The following is a 17,357-nucleotide window of genomic DNA, read 5'->3' as shown; positions in this document are numbered from 1 at the left end:
GGCGGACCCATCCGGGCCTGGGCCGCCCACCGGCGCCGCAGACCCCGCCACCGGTTCGCCGCCAGCCGCCACCCGGCCGCGCGGACCCAGCCCTCCGGGTTCTCGTAACCGGACACCTTCGGCCAGTGCTGCCAGGCGCGGGCGTACGCCTCCTGGGCCATGTCCTGCGCGTCGGCCAGGTCGCCGCAGACGGCGTACAGGTAGAGCACGACGCGCCGGGCGCTCGCCTGGTAGAAGGCGTCGAAGTCAGCGGTGCTGGGTTGCATGACCAAGTACACCCCGCAGCGGCGGGGCCGGTTGCATTCCCGTCAGTAGACGATCGCCTGGGCTCCGTCGGACATGATCTCCTCGACGAACACCGCGGCGCCGGCGATCCGGATGCCCGGCAGGACGTCCCGCGGGCCGATCTCCCGGCGGGCGGCGCACTGCGTGCAGGCGGTGACCCGGCCGCTGCCGATCAGCAGGTCGAGCAGGTCCGGCAGCGGCGCGGCGTGCGGCAGCTCGAACTGCGCGGCCCGGTCCGGCAGGGCGAACCAGGTGGACTCGCCGGTCAGCCAGAACGAGACGTCCACCCCGGACGCGGCCGCGGTCGAAGCCACGGTGAACGCCTGCGAGCAGCGCTCCGGGGCGTCCGCGCCGGCGGTTGCCTTGACGACGAGCAAGCGGGCCATGCGGGTCAGCATAGGATGGGCCGGTCATGGTTACCGAGATCGGGTTCGTGAGTCTGCTGGTCGCCGGGTTCGGCGGGCTGGCCGGCGGTTTGGGCTATCTGGCGATGCGCATTGCAAGGGGACGCTGGTGAGCAGTGAGACGGAAAACCCGCTGGGCCCGCCGCCCTGGCTGAACGCGCCGCCGGTCGAGGCGTACCCGTACGAGGAGACGCACGACCTGCGGCAGGGGCCGGATCTGCACCCGGCGCTGCTGGGGCTGCTGCCGTTCATCGGGTTGTGGCGCGGCCGCGGGCAGGGCGGCTTCCCGGCGCCGGAGGACTTCGACTTCGCGCAGGAGGTCCGGATCAGCCACGACGGGCGGCCGTTCCTGGCCTACGAGTCGCGGATCTGGATCCTGGACGCGGACTCCAAGCCGGTGCGGATGGCCGACCGGGAGACCGGCTGGTGGCGGCCCGTGCTGGTGAACGACCGGCCGGGCGACGAGATGGAAGCCACCATGATGACGCCGGACGGCGTCATGGAGCTCTACATCGGCCGGGTCAGCGGCACGCGGCTGGAGATGGTGACCGACGCGGTCGTCCGGACGCCGTCGGCCCAGGAGGTCACGGCCGGGCACCGGCTGTTCGGCATCGTCGACGGGGCGCTGCTCTACGCCCACGAGATGTCCGGCATGGGGCAGACATTGGTGCCGCATCTTTCCGCGAGGCTGCTCCGCGTCGGTGGCTGATCAGCAAGATCAAGATCAGATGCAGGATGTCGTGCCTGGTTGCATGGTGCTGACCGTCGCTCCCGCCGAACGCGAGGTCCGTGCTCGGTCAGGAGCCGTCGAAGCCGAGCAGGGTGAGCAGGCGCGGCGTCCACGGTGACGCCGCGCGCTCGGCGCCGCCGAGCGTGCGGGCCTCCGCCAGGCCGCGCAGGGAGCTGGCCAGCCAGATCGCGTCCGCGCTGGGCAGAGCCGCGGCGGTGATCATGCGCTCCTCGGCGCGCAGGCCCAGCTCCGGTGCTCGGCTGAGCAGGTGGGCGGCCGTGGTGCCGGGCAGGATGCCGGTCTCGGTGGCGGGGACCGTGCAGAGGGTGTCGCCGGTGAGCCAGATCAGGCTGGCTGTCGGGGCTTCCAGGGCGTGGCCGTCGGCGCGGAGCCAGAGGACGTCGTCGGCACCCTGGCTTCTGGCCCAGCGGGTGGCGGCGAGGTTCTCCGCGTACGAGATGGTCTTGGCCTGAGCCAGCGACCAGGGTGGGCGGGACGTCACGCCCAGGTCCGCGGTGATCAGCTTGATGCCGTCGCGGCGCTGGCGGCGGGCGGTGGCCGGCACCGCGCCGACCGTGGCATAGAACGTCGCCGGGGTGACGATCAGCCGCAAGGCGCCTTCATCACCGGTCCAGGCCTGCGCCGCTCGGGCGGCCAGGGCGGTGAGGTCCGCGCGCGGTGGCAGCGGCACTTCGAGCAGGGCCGCCGACCGGGCCAGGCGGTCCAGGTGGGCGTCGAGCAGCCACGGGCCGTCCGGGCGCAGGTGCAGCGTCTCGAAAACACCCTCGCCGTACAGCACGCCCCGGTCCACCGGGCTCAGCTCACCTGAGCCGGGGATCACCATCAAGCTGTCGCTCACCAGAGAAGAGGGTATGCCGTGCGAACTATGCTCGTACCGTGTCCTCCTCTTCCCTCGCCGAGATGCTCCGGGAGCGCGGCCTGCGACTGACTCCGCAGCGCCAGCTGATCCTGGAGGCGGTGCACGAGCTGGGCCATGCCACCCCCGAGCAGATCCACCACACCGTGCGGGAGCGGGCCGCCGGCGTCAACATCACCACCGTCTACCGCACCCTCGAGCTGCTCGAGGACCTCCGGCTGGTGAGCCACACCCACCTGTCGCACGGCTCCCCGACGTACCACCGCGCCGGCGAGGACCAGCACGTCCATCTCGTCTGCCGCGACTGCGGGTCGATCGACGAGGTCGACCCGGGCGTGATGCTGCCGGTGACCGAGCAGCTGCAGCGGGACCGCAACTTCCGGGTCGACGTGGGCCACGTGTCCCTGTTCGGCGTCTGCGGCGACTGCAAGGAGCAGCCATGACCACCGTCCTGATCGAGGAGCTGGAGCCCACGTCGGCCGACGCCGGCGTCCCGGCCCACTACGGCGACCCGATGCGCGAGCAGCGCACCCTCGACACCGCCGTCGGCCTCGTCGACCGTTCCAACCGCGAGGTGCTCGCCGTGCCGGGCGAGGAACGCGCGAGCTGGCTGCACACCCTCACCACCCAGCACCTCAGCGACCTGCGCGCCGGGCAGGGCACCGAGCTGCTCGTGCTCTCCCCGCACGGGCACGTCGAGCAGCACGCCCTGGTCGCCGAGGACGGCACCACCGCCTGGCTCGACACCGAGCCCGGGGCCGGCGCCGGCCTGCTCAAATACCTGGAGATGATGCGCTTCTTCACCAGGGTCGAGCCGCGCGACGCGAGCGCCGAGATCGCCGTGCTGTCCCTGGTCGGGCCGCAGGCTGTGGCGGCCGCGCGCGAGCACCTGGGCGTGGAGCTCGCCGAGCCGCGGATCTTCGAGGTGCCCGGGCCCAAGTTCGCCGCCGGGGCGGTGCCGGCCGCACCGACCACGCTGTACGACGTGCGGCCGTTCGGCTCCGGTGCCCTCGCGCGCCGGGTGCCGCTGGGCGTCGACCTGCTGGTGCCGCGCTCCTCGCTGGAGGAGGTGCTCGCATTGCTGGCCGACGTGCCGAAAGCGGGGCTGTGGGCGTACGAGGCGGTCCGGGTGGCGCACCGGGCGCCGCGGCTGGGCTGGGAGACCGACCACCGGACCATCCCGTCCGAGGCGAGTTTCGTGGCGCCGGCCGTGCACCTCGACAAGGGCTGCTACCGGGGCCAGGAGACGATCGCCCGGGTGCATCACCTGGGCAAGCCCCCGCGCCGGCTGGTGCTGCTGCACCTCGACGGGATCGCCACCGACCAGCCGCCCGCGCAGGGCACGCCGGTGATGCTGGACGGCCGGGCCGTGGGCTTCGTCGGCACCGCCGTACGCCACCACGAGCTGGGCATGATCGCGCTGGCCGTCCTCAAGCGCAACGTCGCCGACGACGCGGCCCTGCTGGTCGGGGAGTCGGCCGCGGCCATCGACATCTCTTGAGCAGGGGCGGCATGGCAGGATCGCGGCATGACCGGGACCCTCATCACTGTCGCGCCCACCGGCGCGGAGAGCAGTAAGGCAGCCGTACCCGCGCTGCCGGTGACGATCGACGAGCTCGTGGCCACCGCCAAGGAGTGCGAGGCGCTCGGCGCCGCGATCGTGCACGTCCACATCCGCGACGACGCGGCCGAGCCGACGCTGGACCAGGGCCGGCTGCGCGAGACCGTGGCCGCGCTGCGGCAGTCGACGGACCTCATCGTGCAGCTCTCCTCGGGCGGCGCGGTGACCGATCCCGAGGCCGACCGGCTGGCCGTGCTGGACGCGGGCCCGGAGATGGCCTCCTGCACGATGGGCACGGTCAACTTCGGCGACGGCGTGTTCCTGAACCGCTGGGAGTTCATCGTCGACCTGCACACCCGGATGCAGGACAAAGGCATCGTGCCCGAGTACGAGATCTTCGACCTGGGCCAGCTCACCACCCTGCAACGCCTGCTCGCGCAGCACGGCCTGCCGTACGGCGGCCACGTCCACGTCGACCTGGTGATGGGCGTGCCCGGCGGCATGCCCGGCACCGCCGCCGCGCTGGTCGCGTGCCACCAGGCGATCCGGGACCTGCCCGCGGGCACCACGTTCTCGGCCACCGGCATCGGCCGCAGCACGATCCCCGTGATGCTGGCTTCCCTGTCGGCGGGCGGGCACCTGCGGGTCGGCATGGAGGACACCGTCACGTACGCGAAGGGCCGTCCCGTCGAGTCGAACATGCAGCTGGTGGCCCGCGCGGTCGGCTTCGCCCAGCTGGCCCAGCGTCCGCCGCTGACCACGGCCGAGGCCCGTGAGCTGCTCGGGATGGTGGCCCGATGATCCTCGCCGAGGTCGTGCGCTCGGGTTTTGTCGAGTCCGTGCACCACGGCTCGGTCGTCGTGCTGGACGCCGACGGCGCGACGATCGCGGCGGCCGGTGACGTCACCAACCCGTTCTTCCCGCGGTCGTCCAACAAGCCGCTGCAGACCGTCGGCATGCTGCGGGCGGGCCTGCGCACCGCCGACCCGGCCGATCTCGCGCTGATCAGCGGCAGCCACTTCGGTGAGCCCTTCCACGTCGCGCGGGTCCGTCAGATCCTGGAAACCGCGGGCCTGGACGAGTCCGCGCTGCGCTGCCCGCCGTCGCTGCCGCTCTCGGAGGACGAGCGCGACATCGTGCTGCGGGACGGCGGCGGAGCCACCCCGGTCCTGATGAACTGTTCCGGCAAGCACGCCGGGATGCTCGCCACCTGCGTGGTCAACCGCTGGTCGCTCCCGGACTACCGGGACGCCAAGCACCCGCTGCAGGTGGCGCTGGCCGCGGCGGTGAGCGACCTGGCCGGGGAGCCGATCGCCGCCACCGGCATCGACGGCTGCGGTGCGCCGGTGTTCGCGGTGTCGCTGACCGCGCTGGCGCGGGGCTTCCAGCGGCTGGTGGATGCGCCGCCGACCTCCTTCGAGCGGCTGGTGGCCGACACCATGCGGGCCGACCCGGAGCTGGTGGCGGGCACCGGCCAGGACGACACCCGGCTGATGCACGGCGTGCCCGGGCTGCTGGCCAAGGGTGGGGCCGAGGGCGTGGTGGCGGTGGCTGTCGAGGGTCTCGGCGCGGTGGCGATCAAGGTCGCGGACGGCGCCATGCGGGCCCGGATGCCGGTGCTGGTGTCCGCGTTGCGCCGGCTCGGCGTCTCCGCGCCCGTGCTGGACGAGCTGGAGACAGTGCCGGTGCTCGGCGGCGGGGTCCGGGTCGGCGAGGTCCGCTCGGCCTGGTGACCGGGTTCACGCTAGCTCTTGTTAGCGTTTTGCTTGCAAGAGCTAGCACCGCGGGCTACCGTCGAATGCATGGCCGCACCCAAGGACCTGCCCCAGGACATCGGTGAATTCATCCGTGACCTGCGGCAGACCGCAAAGATCTCGCTCCGGCAGCTCGCCGACCGGGCGGGCGTGAGCAATCCCTATCTCAGCCAGATCGAGCGCGGCCTGCGCAAGCCCAGCGCCGAGGTGCTGCAGCAGCTGGCCAGCGCGCTGCGGGTGTCGACCCCCGCGATGTACCTGCGGGCCGGCCTGCTCGACGGCGAGGGTCAGCAGGGGGTGCTGGCCGCCATCGCAGCCGATCCCGAGCTGACGATCGCGCAGAAGCAGTCCCTGTCGCAGATCTACGAGACGTTCCGCAACGAGACCGCCCGGCAGATGCCGCCGGCGACCCGGCCCGACGAGGGCACGCCCGAGGAAAGCACACCCGGCGACGGTGTGCCGGCCGCGGACGTGCCGGACGAGGACGAGGCCCTGCGGGCTGTCGTCCAGGACGTGGCAGTCGTCGAAGGCGGCGCCGCTCCCGCACCCAAGACCACCAAGCCCGAGGAGAAGTCATGACCGAGCAGACCAAGACCCGTTTCCCCGCTCCGCTCTACGCCGCCGCCGGCGCCGGTGACCTGGCCTACCAGCAGCTGCGCAAGCTGCCGGCCGTCGTCACCGAGCTCGGTGACCGCGCGGTCGCCTCGCTGCGCACCGCGAACGACACGGCGAGCAGCACCGCCACCACGCTGAAGAGCACCGCGAGCAGCACCGACTTCGACAAGCTGCGCGAGACCGCCACCGCGGGCGCCGTCGCGTTCGCCCAGGCCGCGCAGGAGCGGGCCCTCGCCGTCTACACCTCGCTGGTCGCCCACGGCGAGCGCGTGGTCGGCACCGGTGTGGTCGAGGCCGCCGACGTGGTCAACGCCGACATCGAGACCACCGAGGAGCCGAAGGCCGTCGAGGCTGCCGCCACCCCGGCCCCGAAGCCGCGCAAGCGCGTCACCCGCCCCGCCACCGACAAGTAAGTAACGACCTGCGACTGATTGATCAGCGGGCCTCGGCGTCAGCCGGGGCCCGCGGCATAGACTGGCGGTCATGGCCTACAGCGCGACACCCATCTTCTACGACGACGTCGCGAGCCTCATCTCGTTCGCCGTCCTGATCCTGTCGTTGGTGGTGCAGGCAGTCGCACTGATCCACTGCGTGACCCAGCGCGGCGACGGTTTCCAGGCCATCGGCACCCTGCCCAAGGGCGCCTGGCTGGCCATCCTCGCGGTCTGCATCATCCTGACGCTGCTCGGCGTCGGCGGGGGCGCCACCGGCCTGTTCGGCCTCATCGGCGTCGCGGGACCGATGGGACCAAGCAGCGGGATGGGTAGGCGCGGGGTAAGCAATTGAAAGTCAGCGGAGACGCGAGGGAAGGCCAGCCGCGGCACCGCGTGCAGGTGGGGGAAGGTGCCGGGGACGGTAGGGAAAGGCTGGTGGGGACACCATGCGACCACCCGCGGGAGACGCCACGGGAATGCCTGCGAGAGGTCGACGAAGCTGAAGGAAGTCGGGCCGATTGGGAAGCAGCAGGAGTCTCGGTGTGGGCAGCGAGAGGCCGGCCGGAACGCAGGGGCGGTCAGGGAGCAGCGGTAAGCAGCGCCGTCACTGCGCGGGTCAGGACGAGTCGGGCTGCGTCCGGTTCCAGGCCCATTGCGTCGCGCAGCGTGCCCCAGGTCGGCCACATGCTGGTCGCCGTCAGCGCCGCCAGCAGCGTCTCGTCACCGTCGATTTCCCGGGCGAACAGAATCTTCAGCTCGGTCCGGACCCGGTCCGTATGGCTGCGCCGGTAGCTCTGCAGCGCCGGCGAGAACGGTTCCTTCAGCGCTGATGCCTTGGCCGCCGGGGCGATGTGTTCCAGGAGCCGGGCCCGCTGCTGGCAGTACGCCTCGATGCGCGCCGCCAGTGGCAGGTCCGTCGGTACCGCCTGGTGCGCCTCGTCCCGCTGCTCCAGAATTCGCTCGCCGCTGGCTGCGAACAGAGCCTCCATGTCCGCGAAATGGCTCCACAGTGCCCGCAGCGAAACCCCGGCCTGCTTGGCGATGCGGTCCGCGGTCGGGCGCAGGTCTCCCTCGAGGATCAGCGCCACGTGCGCCTCCACGATGGCGTTGCGGGTGCGTTCCGAGCGGGCCGTGCGGCCGTCGATGCGCTGGGGTGGGCGGGGTGAGGCGGCCGGCATCAGGCGCTCCGATAGCGGTTGAGTTCGCGGCGGGCCAGTGAGCGCTTGTGCACCTCGTCGGGGCCGTCCGCGAGTCGCAGGGTGCGGGACTGCGCCCACAGGCGGGCCAACGGGGTGTCCTGGCCGACGCCGGCGGCGCCGTGGGCCTGGATGGCCTTGTCGATGATCCATTCGGTGGTGCCGGGCACGATGATTTTGATGGCCTGGATCTCGGTGTGCGCGCCCTTGTTGCCGACCGTGTCCATCAGCCAGGCCGCTTTGAGGACCAGCAGCCGGGCCTGCTCGATGCGGACCCGGGATTCCGCGATCCATTCCTGTACGACGCCCTGCTCGGCCAGGGGCTTGCCGAACGGGGTGCGGGTCAGCGCACGCCGGCACATCAGCTCCAGGGCGCGTTCGGCCATTCCGATCAGGCGCATGCAGTGGTGGATCCGGCCGGGGCCCAGGCGGGCCTGGGAGATGGCGAATCCGGAGCCATCCTCGCCGATCAGGTTCTCGGCCGGCACCCGGACATCCTCGAAAACCATCTCGGCGTGGCCGCCGTGGTCGCCGTCGTCGTAGCCGAAGACCGTCATGCCGCGCTGCACGGTCAGGCCCGGTGTGTCCCGGGGGACCAGGATCATGCTCTGTTGCACGTGCCGGGCGGCCTCGGGGTCGGTCTTGCCCATCACGATGAAGATCTGGCAGTTCGGGTTCATCGCGCCGGAGATGTAGAACTTGCGACCGTTGATCACGTAGTCGTCGCCGTCGCGGGTGATCCGGGTGCCGATGTTCGTCGCGTCCGAGGACGCCACCTGCGGTTCGGTCATCGCGAAGGCCGACCGGATGGTGCCCTCCAGCAACGGGCGCAGCCAGCGTTCCTGCTGGGCCGGGCTGCCGAACTGGGCCAGCACCTCCATGTTGCCGGTGTCCGGGGCGGCGCAGTTGAGCGCGGGCGGGGCGATCGCCGGGCTGCGGCCGGTGAGCTCGGCCAGCGGCGCGTACTGCAGGTTGGTCAGGCCGGCGCCGTGCTCGCCGGGCAGGAAGAGGTTCCACAGGCCGGCCTCGCGGGCCTTGGCCTGCAACCGGGCGATGACCGGCGGCGGGGACCAGTCGCCGGCGTACTCCTCGTCGAAGGTGGCCTCGGCGGGATAGACGTACTCATCGAGGAAGGCGAGCAGGCGCTTGCGGTAGTCCTCGGTACGGGCATCGAACGCGAAGTCCATCAGTTCCCCTCCAGCGTTCCGTCGAGCGACTCATGACCTTGGGCGACCAGCGGCGCCACGAGCGCGCCGACAGTGTCGAAGCCCTCGCCCACCGTCTGGCCCTGAACGTAGCGGTAGTGCACGCCCTCGAGGATGACGGCGAGCTTGAACGCGGCAAAGCCCACATACCAGTGCAGGTCGGAAACGTCCCGGCCGGAGCGTTTGGCATAGTGGTCGGCCATCTCGGCAAGACTGGGATGCCCGGGTACGGAGATCGACGAGCGGCCACCGAGCAGCAGTGGACGGCTCGCGTAGACCAGCATCAGAGCCACGTCGCTGAGTGGATCACCGAGGGTGGACATCTCCCAGTCCAGCACCGCGTTGATCTCCATTCGCGGGCCGATCAGCACGTTGTCGAGGCGGTAGTCGCCGTGCACGACCGCGCCGGCGCCGTCCGGGATGTCGGCGGCCAGCCGGGCGTGCAGCTCCTCGATGCCTGGCACCTCGCGGCTGCGGGAAGCGTCGAGCTGCTTCTTCCACCGGCGGACCTGGCGTTCGTTGAAGCCCTCGGGGCGGCCGAAGTCGGCCAGCCCGATCTCGGCCGGATCGAGGGCGTGCAGGTCTGCGAGCGTGTCCACCAGCGAGAGCACCAGCGCGTGCATCGCGGCCGGGCCCATGGCCTCAAGCGCCTCGACATCGCGGTAGATCGTGCCGTCGACGTGCTCCATCAGATAGAACGGCGCGCCGATGACGTCCAGGTCTTCGCAGAGCAGCACCGGGCGGGGCGCCGGGAAGCCGGCCGCTGACAACGCCTGCAGCACGCGGTGCTCGCGGACCATGTCGTGCGCGGTCGGCAGTACGTGCCCCAGCGGCGGACGGCGCAGCACCCAGCGTTCGGTGCCGTCGGTGACCGCGTACGTGAGGTTGGACCGCCCGCCGGCGAACATCGTGGCGGTCAGCGGGCCGGAGCCGAGGTGGGCCCGGAGCCTCTCCAGGTCGAGTCCGCGGGGGCCGGTCATGCGGTGGCCGCCGTGTCGAAGCCGCGCTGGATCTTGTTCATCCCGCCCAGCCAGCGGTCGGTGTCGGTGGCGCGGCGAAGGTAGTACTCGGCTACCTCGGGGTGGGGCAGCACCAGGAAGCTGTCGCTTTCGAGGGCCTTGGCCACCACGGCAGCGACCTCGGCCGGGTCCATGGCGGTCGCGGCGAGCTGGGCCCGGCTGGCGCTGTCCGAGCCGCTGCCGAGCATGTCGGTGCGTACGCCCTGGGGGCACAGCGCCTGGACGGTGATGCCGCGGTGGGCGTACGTGGCGCGCAGCCACTCGGCGAAGCCCAGCGCGGCGTGCTTGGTGACCGAGTACGGCGCACTGCCGAGCAGGGTCAGCAGCCCCGCCGCGGAGACGGTGAACAGCAGCCGCCCGCCACCGTTCTCCAGCCAGCGGGGAAGCACCGCGCGGGCCACGTACACATGGGACATGACGTTGATCTGCCAGGCTTTCTCCCAGGCTTCGTCGGGCGCCTCGGCCGATCCGGCGGTCAGGATGCCGGCGTTGGCGCAGAACAGGTCCACGCCACCGAGCTCGGCCCACGCCGTGTCGACGAGCCGGCGCACGTCGTCCTCGCTGCCCGCATCACCCGGGACGGCCACGCCACCGATCTCGGCCGCCACCGCCTCGGCCGCGGCCGGGTCCAGGTCGTTCACGATCACCCGGGCGCCGTCGGCCGCGAACCGGCGGGCCAGGGCCGCGCCGATGCCGCTGCCGGCGCCGGTGACCACCACGCGTCGCAGGCTCACTGGACCGCGCCCGTCAGCGTGACGCCGCCGTCGATGACCACGGTCTGGCCGGTGATCCAGGCGGCGTCGGCCGAGCAGAGGAACGCGACCGTGCCGGCCACGTCCTCGGGCACGCCGAGCCGGCCCAGCGGGTACGTGGCCGCGACCTGCTCCTCGCGACCCTCGTACAGAGCGGTGGCGAAGCGGGTCTTGATCACGGCCGGGGCGACCGCGTTGACCCGGATCTTCGGGGCCAGCTCCACGGCCAGCTCCTCGGTGAGGTGGATCAGCGCGGCCTTGGTCACCCCGTAGAAGGCGATGCCGGGGGCCGGGCGTACGCCGGAGACCGACGAGATGTTGACGATCGAGCCGCCCTGCTCGGCGAGCCCGCCCCGCAGCGCCTCCTGCACCCAGCCGAGCGTGCCGAGCACGTTGACGTCGATCATCTTGCGGGCCGCCCCCAGGTCGAGCGAGCCCAGCGGCCCGTACGCCGGGTTGATGCCGATGTTGTTGACCAGCACCGTGACCGGCCCGAACGCGCCCAGCACGGTGTCGATGACGGCGGCCCGGTGGTCGGCGTCGTCGCCCTTGCCGGCGACGCCGATCGCGACGTCCGGCCCGCCGAGGTCCTTCGCCGCGTTCTCCAGGGCGCCGGCGTCGCGGCCGGTGATGCACACCTTGGCGCCCTCGGCGACGAAGCGCTGGGCGATGGCGAACCCGATTCCACGGCTGGCCCCGGTCACGACGGCCACGGCGCCGTTGAGCTTCGTCATCCGGTCAGAACCTCCTACTAATGAGTAACTTTCTCGCCGCCAACCCTGCACGGGTCGGCGGCGAGTCGCAACCGCTTCGCCACAGGCAGGCTATGAGGCCGCCGGGATGCCGTTCGCGGGCGGGGCGGCCGGCGGTGTCGTGTACGCCGCCACCGGCCCGTCCGCCTCGTCGGTCTCCAGCGGCTCGCCGAAGTAGGTCTGCTTGCCGCCTTCGACCTTGGAGAGCCGCATGCCGCCGTACCCGGAATGGTCGTCGGCCGAGAAGCGCAGCGGCGCGAGGCCCGGTCCCTGGAAGCCGTTCTTCTCGATCGCCGAGATCAGCCCCTCGCGGGTCAGGTCCTTGCCCGCGGCCTGCAGGCTCTGCACGAAGAGGTAGCCGACGGACATGCCGTAGACGATGTTGTTGTCGAACTCGGCGTTGCCGTTGTGGGCCGCGTTGACCTTCTTGTAGAGCTGGATCCACGGGTTGGCTTCGTCGTTGCTCAGCGGCAGGTAGTTGTCCGAGATCAGGCCCTCGGTCAGCGGTGCCGCCGCGCCCAGCTGCTTGCTCAGGGTGCCGAGGTCGGCGCCGACCTGGGAGACCACGAACTGCGGCTTGAAGGCGATCTTGGCCGCGGTGCCCAGGCTGAGGGCGGTGAAGCCGGGCACGGTGGCCAGCATGACAACCTGGCAGCCGGCCTGCTTGAGCGCGCCCATCTGCGGGCCGACGTTCGGGTTGCTGGTCACGTACGACTGCTTGGCGGCCACCGGGCCGAGGATCTTCTCGATGCCGGCCAGCGCGTCCCGGCCGAAGTCGTCGTCCTGGCCCAGGAAGCAGACCTTCTTGCCGGCCTGCGTCGCCTTGACGTGGGTGGCCAGGATCTTGCCCTCGACGGTGTAGTCGACGTTGAAGCCGAAGGTGCCGGGATACTTGTCGGGCTGGTCCCAGCTGCGGCTGCCGGAGGCCACGAACAGGTCGGGGACCCGGTTGGTCTTGAGGAAGTCCAGCACGCCGGTGTGCGTGGGGGTGCCCAGCCCGTTCAGGATCGCGAAGACCTTGTCCTGCAGCACCAGCTCGCGGACCACCTGCTGGGTCGTCGCCGGGTTGTAGGTGTCGTCCATGATCTTGTAGGTGATCTTGCGGCCGTGCACGCCGCCGCTCGCGTTCACGTAGTCGAAGTAGGCCTTGGTGGCCGGGGCGATCTTGGAATAGCCGGCCGCGGCCGGGCCGGTCAGCGGCATGTGCGTGCCGACCAGGATCTCGGTGGCGGTCACGCCGGGAACGCTGCCGCCCCCGCTGCTGCCTCCGCCCCCGTCATCACTGCTGCAACCGGCGGCGGCGGCGACCAGGGCCGTCACGGCGAGCGCGGACCATATACGTCTCATGCCTTTCTCCTTCTGAATCGTAGTGAGGCGATACCGCCGGGTGCGGCGAGCATGACGACGATCAACGTGACGCCGAACAGCGCCAGCGGCAGGTTTCCCTCCAGCCGCTGGGCGACCGCGGGCGACACGTCGATCAGTTCGGTGAGCGAGTGGGTGAGGGCGGGCAGGGCCACCAGCAGGACCGCGCCCCAGACCGCGCCGGCCAGGCTGCCCAGGCCGCCGATCACGATGGCCATCACCAGGAACAGCGACAGCGAGATCGGGAAGGCGCCCGGGGAGACGCTCTGGGCGAGCACGGCGAACAGCGCGCCGCCGAGGCCGGCGCAGGCCGCGCTGACCACAAAAGCCAGGACCTGGGTACGGGCGACGTTCACTCCGGCGATGCGGGCGGCGGCCTCGTCATCGCGTACGGCCCGCAGCGCCCGGCCGAACCGCCCCCGCACCAGCGTGGCCAGCAGGAACACGGTGAGCAGCGCGCCGGCCCAGGCCAGCCACGCCTGCCAGCGCTCGTACGGGAACGTCGCGCCCAGCGCCAGCGGCGGCGGATCGACGTACACGGACAGGCCCTGGTCGCTGTTGAACGTCTTGTCGAAGGTGCTGGCGATCGCCGGCACCACCACGGCCACGGCGAGCGTGAGCCCGGCCAGATAGGGCCCGCGCAACCGGGCCGCGGCCAGGCCGACGATGCCGCCGGCGACAGTGGCCACGGCGATCCCGGCCAGTACGGCGATCAGCAGCGTCCACTGACCCCGGCCGGCCAGCTTCTCCTGGACCATCGCCACCGTGTAGGCGCCGGTGGCCATCAGTGCGCCGTGCCCGAGCGAGAGCTGCCCGTTGAGCCCGGTGAGGACGGTCAGCCCGGCCGTGACGCACAGGTATGCCCCGACGGTCGCGAGCTGGTAGTTGCGGAAAGGCGGCAGCACATAGGTCAGCGCCAGGATCAGCACGGCCGCGGCGATCGTCCACAACAGATGGCGATGCTTGCGGGGCACAGTGCGGATGCGGGTGGTCGCGTCCACCTTCGGAGCCAGCGTGACGCTCATACCGCTCTCGCCGCCGATCGGGAGAACAGCCCGCCGGGCCGGCCCAGCAGCACCACGACCAGCAGGATCAGCACGGCGATGGGAGCCACGGTGGCGCCCAGGTAGCCGCTGACGTAGGAGAGCAGCAGCCCGACGATCAGCCCGCCGGCCACCGCGCCGATCGTGCTGTCCAGGCCGCCGACCACCGCCGCGGTGAAGGACGACACGAAGACGATGTCCATCGCGTTCGGGTGCAGGCCCAGCTCGGTCGGCAGCACCAGCATGCCGGCCAGCGATCCGACCGCGGCGGCCAGCGCCCAGCCCAGCGTCAGCATCCCGCCGACGTTCACCCCGAGCAGCCGGGACACGTCGGGTGCGAACGCCGAGGCGCGCATCCGCAGGCCCACGGACGTACGGGTGAACAGCAACGCCAGCAGGGCCACCACGACGAGGACGGCGCCGAAGACGAACAGGTCGAAGCGTGACAGCAGCGCGATCCCGCCCACGGTGAAGGCCTCGCGGCTGAACGGCGCCTCGGCGGGCCGGAACTCGTTGCCGTAGATCATGCCGAGCACACCCTGGATGACCAGCACCAGGCCGAGCGCCACGACCACTCCGTTGAGGTGCGAGGAGTGGTCGACGAAGCGCATCACCACCCGCTCGGTCGCGGCCCCCAGCAGCAGCCCGCCGAGCACCGCCACGACGAACCCGAGCCAGTACGAGCCGGTCGCCGCCGACACCGAATAGCCGACGTACGCCGTCGCGACCGCCATCGCGCCCTGGGCGAAGTTGACGATCCGGGTGGCTCGCCAGATCAGGACCAGGGCCAGGGCGAACGCGGCGTACACCGCACCCCGGCTCAGGCCGTCGAACGTGAGGAACACGAACCGGTCCATCGCCCTCCTTCCGCTAGAAACCGAGGTATGCGTGCCGCATGTCCTCGTCGTCGCGCAGGGTGGCGGCGTCCGCGTTGGCGACGACCCGGCCCAGCGACATCACGATTCCCGTGTCGGCGACCGACAGGGCACTGCGTACGTTCTGCTCGACGAGCAGCACGGTCAGCCCGGTGCGGTCCCGCAGGGTGCGCAACAGGCCCATGATCTGGGCGGTCACCTTGGGCGCCAGCCCCAGCGACGGCTCGTCCAGCAACAGCAGGCGCGGCCGGCCGACCAGTGCCCGGCCGAGCGCGAGCATCTGCCGCTCCCCGCCGGAGAGCTGGTGGCCGGGGAAGCGGCGGCGCCGGGCGAGCGGCTCGAACAGCTCGTACACCTCGTCCAGGGCGCGCTTGGCGTCCACCCGGTCGCGGCGCCACAGGCCGCCGAGCCGCAGATTTTCGTCCACGGTCAGCTCGGTGACCACGCCGCGGCCCTCGGGCACGTGGGCCACGCCCCGGCGCACCATCTGCTCGACCTTCACCCCGCGCAGGTCCTGCCCGTCGAGCACGATCCGGCCGGTGGCCGGCCGGAGCAGACCCGAGAGGGTACGCAGCAGCGTCGTCTTGCCGGCACCGTTGGCCCCCAGGACGGCGGTGATGGAACCCGCGGCCACCGTCAGGTCCACATTGTGCAGAACCGGCGCGGCGCCGTACCCGACGGTGAGCTGCTCGGCCTCCAGCAATGCGGTCACGCCGCAGCTCCGAGATAGGCGTTCACGACGGCCTCGTCGGTGCGGATCTCAGCCGGGGTCCCGTGCGCGACCGGCTTGCCGAAGTCCAGCACCAGGATCTCGTCGCAGACCGCCATCACCAGGTCCATGTGGTGCTCGACCAGCAGCACCGCGCAGGACAGGCCGGTGATCAGCTCCCCCAGCTCGGCGATCTCGTCGGCGCCGAGCCCGCCGGCCGGCTCGTCCAGCAGCAGCAGGCGCGGCTGGGCGACGAGGGCGCGGGCCAGAGCGACGCGCTTGCGGACCGCGTACGGCAGGCCGCCGGGAAGTGCGTGCGCCTGCGGGGCGACACCGCAGCGCTCGAGCGCTTCCCACGCGCTTTCGGGTCTCTGACCCGCGTGTTCGGCGCCGACCATGACGTTCTCCAGGACCGTCAGGCCGGCGAAGAGGCCGACACCCTGCAGCGTGCGGGCGATGCCGAGCCGCGCCAGCCGGTGCGGGCGGGGCCGCAGCGGGCGGCCGTCGAGCGAGAGGGTGCCGGCGGTCGGGGCGACAAAACCGCAGACCACGTTGAAGAGGGTGGTCTTGCCCGCGCCGTTGGGGCCGATGACGCCGACCGTGCGGCCGGGTGGCACCCGCAGGGAGACGTCGTCGAGAGCGACCAGGCCGCCGAACCGGACGCCGATCCGGTGCAGGGAGAGGCCTTGGGAATCAGGATCGGTGGCGGGCGCGGGTCGGGTCATCGTCACCTCGGCACTGAGGTTCGCCGCACCGTCCTGGATGGAGGATCATGCGGTCGGAAGTTATTACACTTGGAGTGTAAGTTCTTGAGACGCCATGTCAATGCCCTGGAAACATTACCGAAAGTCGATGTGTTGGCGACGATCCGTGGCCGGTCTGTGACTAAGCCACGTTGATCGGGCGGAACTGGACGCTGACCCGGGGGCCCACCGGCTTGGCCGTCTTCGGGATTGCGTGCTCCCAGGTGCGCTGACACGAGCCGCCCATCACGATCAGGTCGCCGTGACCCAGCGGGAAACGCAGGGACTCCGCGCCACCCGCGCGGGGACGCAGCATCAGGTTGCGCGGGGAGCCGAAGGACACGATCGCCACCATCGTGTCCTCCCGCGAGGAGCGGCCCAGAGTGTCGCCGTGCCAGGCGACGCTGTCGCGGCCGTCGCGGTAGAGGCACATGCCCGCTGTCACGAAACCCTCGCCCAGCTCCGGCTCATAGTGCGCGGAGAGCTGGTCACGGGCCTGGGTCAGCAGCGGGTGCGGGAGGGTCTCGCCGCGGCCGTACCAGCGCAGGAGGCGGGGGACGTCGACCACGCCGTCGTACATCGGGCGGCGCTCGGCGCGCCAGTCGACCTCGGTCAGCAGCGTCTCGAAGACCGCGTCGGAGGCCTGCACCCAGCCGGGGAACACGTCGACCCAGGCGCCTGCGGTCAGCTCGTGCCGGACCAGGCGGCCGGGCAGGGGACCCAGGGAGGCGGACGGGCCGGCCATGAGGTCGAGCATCGACGGCTGGTAAGCGCTCACGCCGCCACTCTACAGCGAGTTCGTACGTGCGTACTAAATCGCTTCCGGAAGGTGGACGGCGCTGCCAGGCTGCGCGCCATGCCCACATTCACAGCGCCGGACGGCACCGAGCTCGCGTACCGCACGGCCGGGGAGGGTGACCCGCTCGTCTGCCTGCCCGGCCCGATGGCGGACGCCGCGTACCTCGGTGATCTCGGCGGCCTGGACCGGCACCGCCGGCTGGTGCTGCTCGATCTGCGCGGCACCGGGGAGTCCGCGAC

Annotated in this window: 23 protein-coding genes and 1 pseudogene; 10 read left to right on the top strand and 14 right to left on the bottom strand. The window is 71.5% G+C overall.

The window, feature by feature from the left end; translation table 11 throughout:
• Together AB0C29_RS07825 and AB0C29_RS07820 are read right to left on the bottom strand one after the other, a co-directional pair.
• Window positions 1-266: sigma factor (locus AB0C29_RS07825; protein WP_360816747.1), on the bottom strand; the 266-nt coding region annotated here is incomplete at its 3' end.
• A 42-nt stretch (window positions 267-308) separates the two neighbouring features.
• Entirely contained in the window at window positions 309-683 is a 375-nt protein-coding gene (locus AB0C29_RS07820; protein ID WP_360816743.1) for a DsrE family protein, read from the bottom strand.
• A 14-nt stretch (window positions 684-697) separates the two neighbouring features.
• Here AB0C29_RS07820 and mtfM point away from each other — a divergent pair, with 14 nt between their 5' ends.
• On the top strand, window positions 698-802 hold the full coding sequence (gene mtfM / locus AB0C29_RS07815; RefSeq protein WP_281420991.1) for a small membrane protein MtfM: 105 nt from the start codon (window positions 698-700) through the stop codon (window positions 800-802).
• A complete protein-coding gene (locus tag AB0C29_RS07810) occupies window positions 799-1,398 on the top strand; it encodes an FABP family protein (protein WP_360816740.1) in 600 nt (199 codons plus the stop codon). The genes mtfM and AB0C29_RS07810 overlap by 4 nt, the downstream gene beginning before the upstream one ends.
• Before the next feature lie 88 nt (window positions 1,399-1,486).
• On the opposite strand, the gene AB0C29_RS07805 is transcribed toward AB0C29_RS07810, so the two are convergent.
• Window positions 1,487-2,278 (bottom strand): aminotransferase class IV, encoded by a 792-nt coding sequence (locus AB0C29_RS07805; RefSeq protein WP_360816737.1) that lies wholly within the window; start codon window positions 2,276-2,278, stop codon window positions 1,487-1,489.
• A gap of 62 nt (window positions 2,279-2,340) precedes the next feature.
• Here AB0C29_RS07805 and AB0C29_RS07800 point away from each other — a divergent pair, with 62 nt between their 5' ends.
• The 7 genes from AB0C29_RS07800 to AB0C29_RS07770 all read left to right on the top strand — a co-directional run bounded on the left by AB0C29_RS07800 (window position 2,341) and on the right by AB0C29_RS07770 (window position 7,012).
• Complete coding sequence (locus AB0C29_RS07800; protein WP_360547078.1) at window positions 2,341-2,739, top strand: Fur family transcriptional regulator; 399 nt, start codon at window positions 2,341-2,343, stop codon at window positions 2,737-2,739.
• The gene (locus tag AB0C29_RS07795) at window positions 2,736-3,797 is read left to right on the top strand and encodes a folate-binding protein (RefSeq protein WP_360816734.1); all 1,062 of its coding nucleotides are present in this window, start codon (window positions 2,736-2,738) and stop codon (window positions 3,795-3,797) included. The genes AB0C29_RS07800 and AB0C29_RS07795 overlap by 4 nt, the downstream gene beginning before the upstream one ends.
• A 27-nt stretch (window positions 3,798-3,824) precedes the next feature.
• The gene (locus AB0C29_RS07790) at window positions 3,825-4,658 is read left to right on the top strand and encodes a 3-keto-5-aminohexanoate cleavage protein (protein WP_360545830.1); all 834 of its coding nucleotides are present in this window, start codon (window positions 3,825-3,827) and stop codon (window positions 4,656-4,658) included.
• On the top strand, window positions 4,655-5,590 hold the full coding sequence (locus AB0C29_RS07785; RefSeq protein WP_360816731.1) for an asparaginase: 936 nt from the start codon (window positions 4,655-4,657) through the stop codon (window positions 5,588-5,590). Before AB0C29_RS07790 ends, AB0C29_RS07785 begins: the two co-directional genes overlap by 4 nt.
• A 69-nt stretch (window positions 5,591-5,659) precedes the next feature.
• On the top strand, window positions 5,660-6,190 hold the full coding sequence (locus AB0C29_RS07780; RefSeq protein ID WP_360816728.1) for a helix-turn-helix domain-containing protein: 531 nt from the start codon (window positions 5,660-5,662) through the stop codon (window positions 6,188-6,190).
• Window positions 6,187-6,639, top strand: a complete 453-nt coding sequence (locus AB0C29_RS07775) for a hypothetical protein (protein ID WP_360816725.1) — start codon at window positions 6,187-6,189, stop codon at window positions 6,637-6,639. The genes AB0C29_RS07780 and AB0C29_RS07775 overlap by 4 nt, the downstream gene beginning before the upstream one ends.
• A gap of 70 nt (window positions 6,640-6,709) precedes the next feature.
• Window positions 6,710-7,012, top strand: a complete 303-nt coding sequence (locus AB0C29_RS07770; protein ID WP_360816722.1) for a DUF2516 family protein — start codon at window positions 6,710-6,712, stop codon at window positions 7,010-7,012.
• Between the two features lie 226 nt (window positions 7,013-7,238).
• Here the strand turns inward: AB0C29_RS07770 and AB0C29_RS07765 are convergent, their stop codons facing one another.
• The 11 genes from AB0C29_RS07765 to AB0C29_RS07715 form a co-directional block, all read right to left on the bottom strand.
• Window positions 7,239-7,838: a TetR/AcrR family transcriptional regulator gene (locus tag AB0C29_RS07765; protein ID WP_360816719.1), complete on the bottom strand. Its 600-nt coding sequence runs from the start codon at window positions 7,836-7,838 to the stop codon at window positions 7,239-7,241.
• Window positions 7,838-9,043 carry an acyl-CoA dehydrogenase family protein gene (locus tag AB0C29_RS07760; protein WP_360816716.1) on the bottom strand — a complete coding sequence of 402 codons (1,206 nt, stop codon included), beginning with the start codon at window positions 9,041-9,043 and terminating at the stop codon, window positions 7,838-7,840. The genes AB0C29_RS07765 and AB0C29_RS07760 overlap by 1 nt, the downstream gene beginning before the upstream one ends.
• Window positions 9,043-10,041, bottom strand: a complete 999-nt coding sequence (locus AB0C29_RS07755) for a phosphotransferase family protein (RefSeq protein ID WP_360816713.1) — start codon at window positions 10,039-10,041, stop codon at window positions 9,043-9,045. Before AB0C29_RS07755 ends, AB0C29_RS07760 begins: the two co-directional genes overlap by 1 nt.
• Window positions 10,038-10,799, bottom strand: coding sequence for an SDR family oxidoreductase (locus tag AB0C29_RS07750; RefSeq protein WP_360816710.1), 762 nt, complete (start codon window positions 10,797-10,799; stop codon window positions 10,038-10,040). Before AB0C29_RS07750 ends, AB0C29_RS07755 begins: the two co-directional genes overlap by 4 nt.
• A gap of 11 nt (window positions 10,800-10,810) precedes the next feature.
• On the bottom strand, window positions 10,811-11,566 hold the full coding sequence (locus AB0C29_RS07745) for an SDR family oxidoreductase (protein WP_360816707.1): 756 nt from the start codon (window positions 11,564-11,566) through the stop codon (window positions 10,811-10,813).
• Between the two features lie 90 nt (window positions 11,567-11,656).
• Entirely contained in the window at window positions 11,657-12,931 is a 1,275-nt protein-coding gene (locus AB0C29_RS07740; RefSeq protein ID WP_360816704.1) for an ABC transporter substrate-binding protein, read from the bottom strand.
• Window positions 12,928-13,974 carry a branched-chain amino acid ABC transporter permease gene (locus AB0C29_RS07735; protein WP_360816701.1) on the bottom strand — a complete coding sequence of 349 codons (1,047 nt, stop codon included), beginning with the start codon at window positions 13,972-13,974 and terminating at the stop codon, window positions 12,928-12,930. The genes AB0C29_RS07740 and AB0C29_RS07735 overlap by 4 nt, the downstream gene beginning before the upstream one ends.
• Entirely contained in the window at window positions 13,971-14,849 is an 879-nt protein-coding gene (locus AB0C29_RS07730; RefSeq protein ID WP_360545201.1) for a branched-chain amino acid ABC transporter permease, read from the bottom strand. The genes AB0C29_RS07735 and AB0C29_RS07730 overlap by 4 nt, the downstream gene beginning before the upstream one ends.
• Window positions 14,850-14,862: 13 nt before the next feature.
• The gene (locus AB0C29_RS07725; RefSeq protein ID WP_360816698.1) at window positions 14,863-15,579 is read right to left on the bottom strand and encodes an ABC transporter ATP-binding protein; all 717 of its coding nucleotides are present in this window, start codon (window positions 15,577-15,579) and stop codon (window positions 14,863-14,865) included.
• Window positions 15,576-16,301, bottom strand: a complete 726-nt coding sequence (locus AB0C29_RS07720; RefSeq protein WP_360816695.1) for an ABC transporter ATP-binding protein — start codon at window positions 16,299-16,301, stop codon at window positions 15,576-15,578. Before AB0C29_RS07720 ends, AB0C29_RS07725 begins: the two co-directional genes overlap by 4 nt.
• Window positions 16,302-16,461: 160 nt before the next feature.
• Window positions 16,462-17,076: an alpha-ketoglutarate-dependent dioxygenase AlkB gene (locus AB0C29_RS07715; protein WP_360816750.1), complete on the bottom strand. Its 615-nt coding sequence runs from the start codon at window positions 17,074-17,076 to the stop codon at window positions 16,462-16,464.
• 99 nt (window positions 17,077-17,175) lie between these two features.
• Here AB0C29_RS07715 and AB0C29_RS07710 point away from each other — a divergent pair.
• Window positions 17,176-17,357, top strand: a pseudogene (locus AB0C29_RS07710) (alpha/beta hydrolase); the annotation flags it as partial.

This window comes from Actinoplanes sp. NPDC048791 (assembly GCF_040650095.1).
In the GTDB taxonomy this organism is placed as follows: domain Bacteria; phylum Actinomycetota; class Actinomycetes; order Mycobacteriales; family Micromonosporaceae; genus Actinoplanes.
The sequence above is the reverse complement of the archived record's forward strand: the minus strand, read 5'-3'. Positions and strand labels throughout refer to the sequence as shown.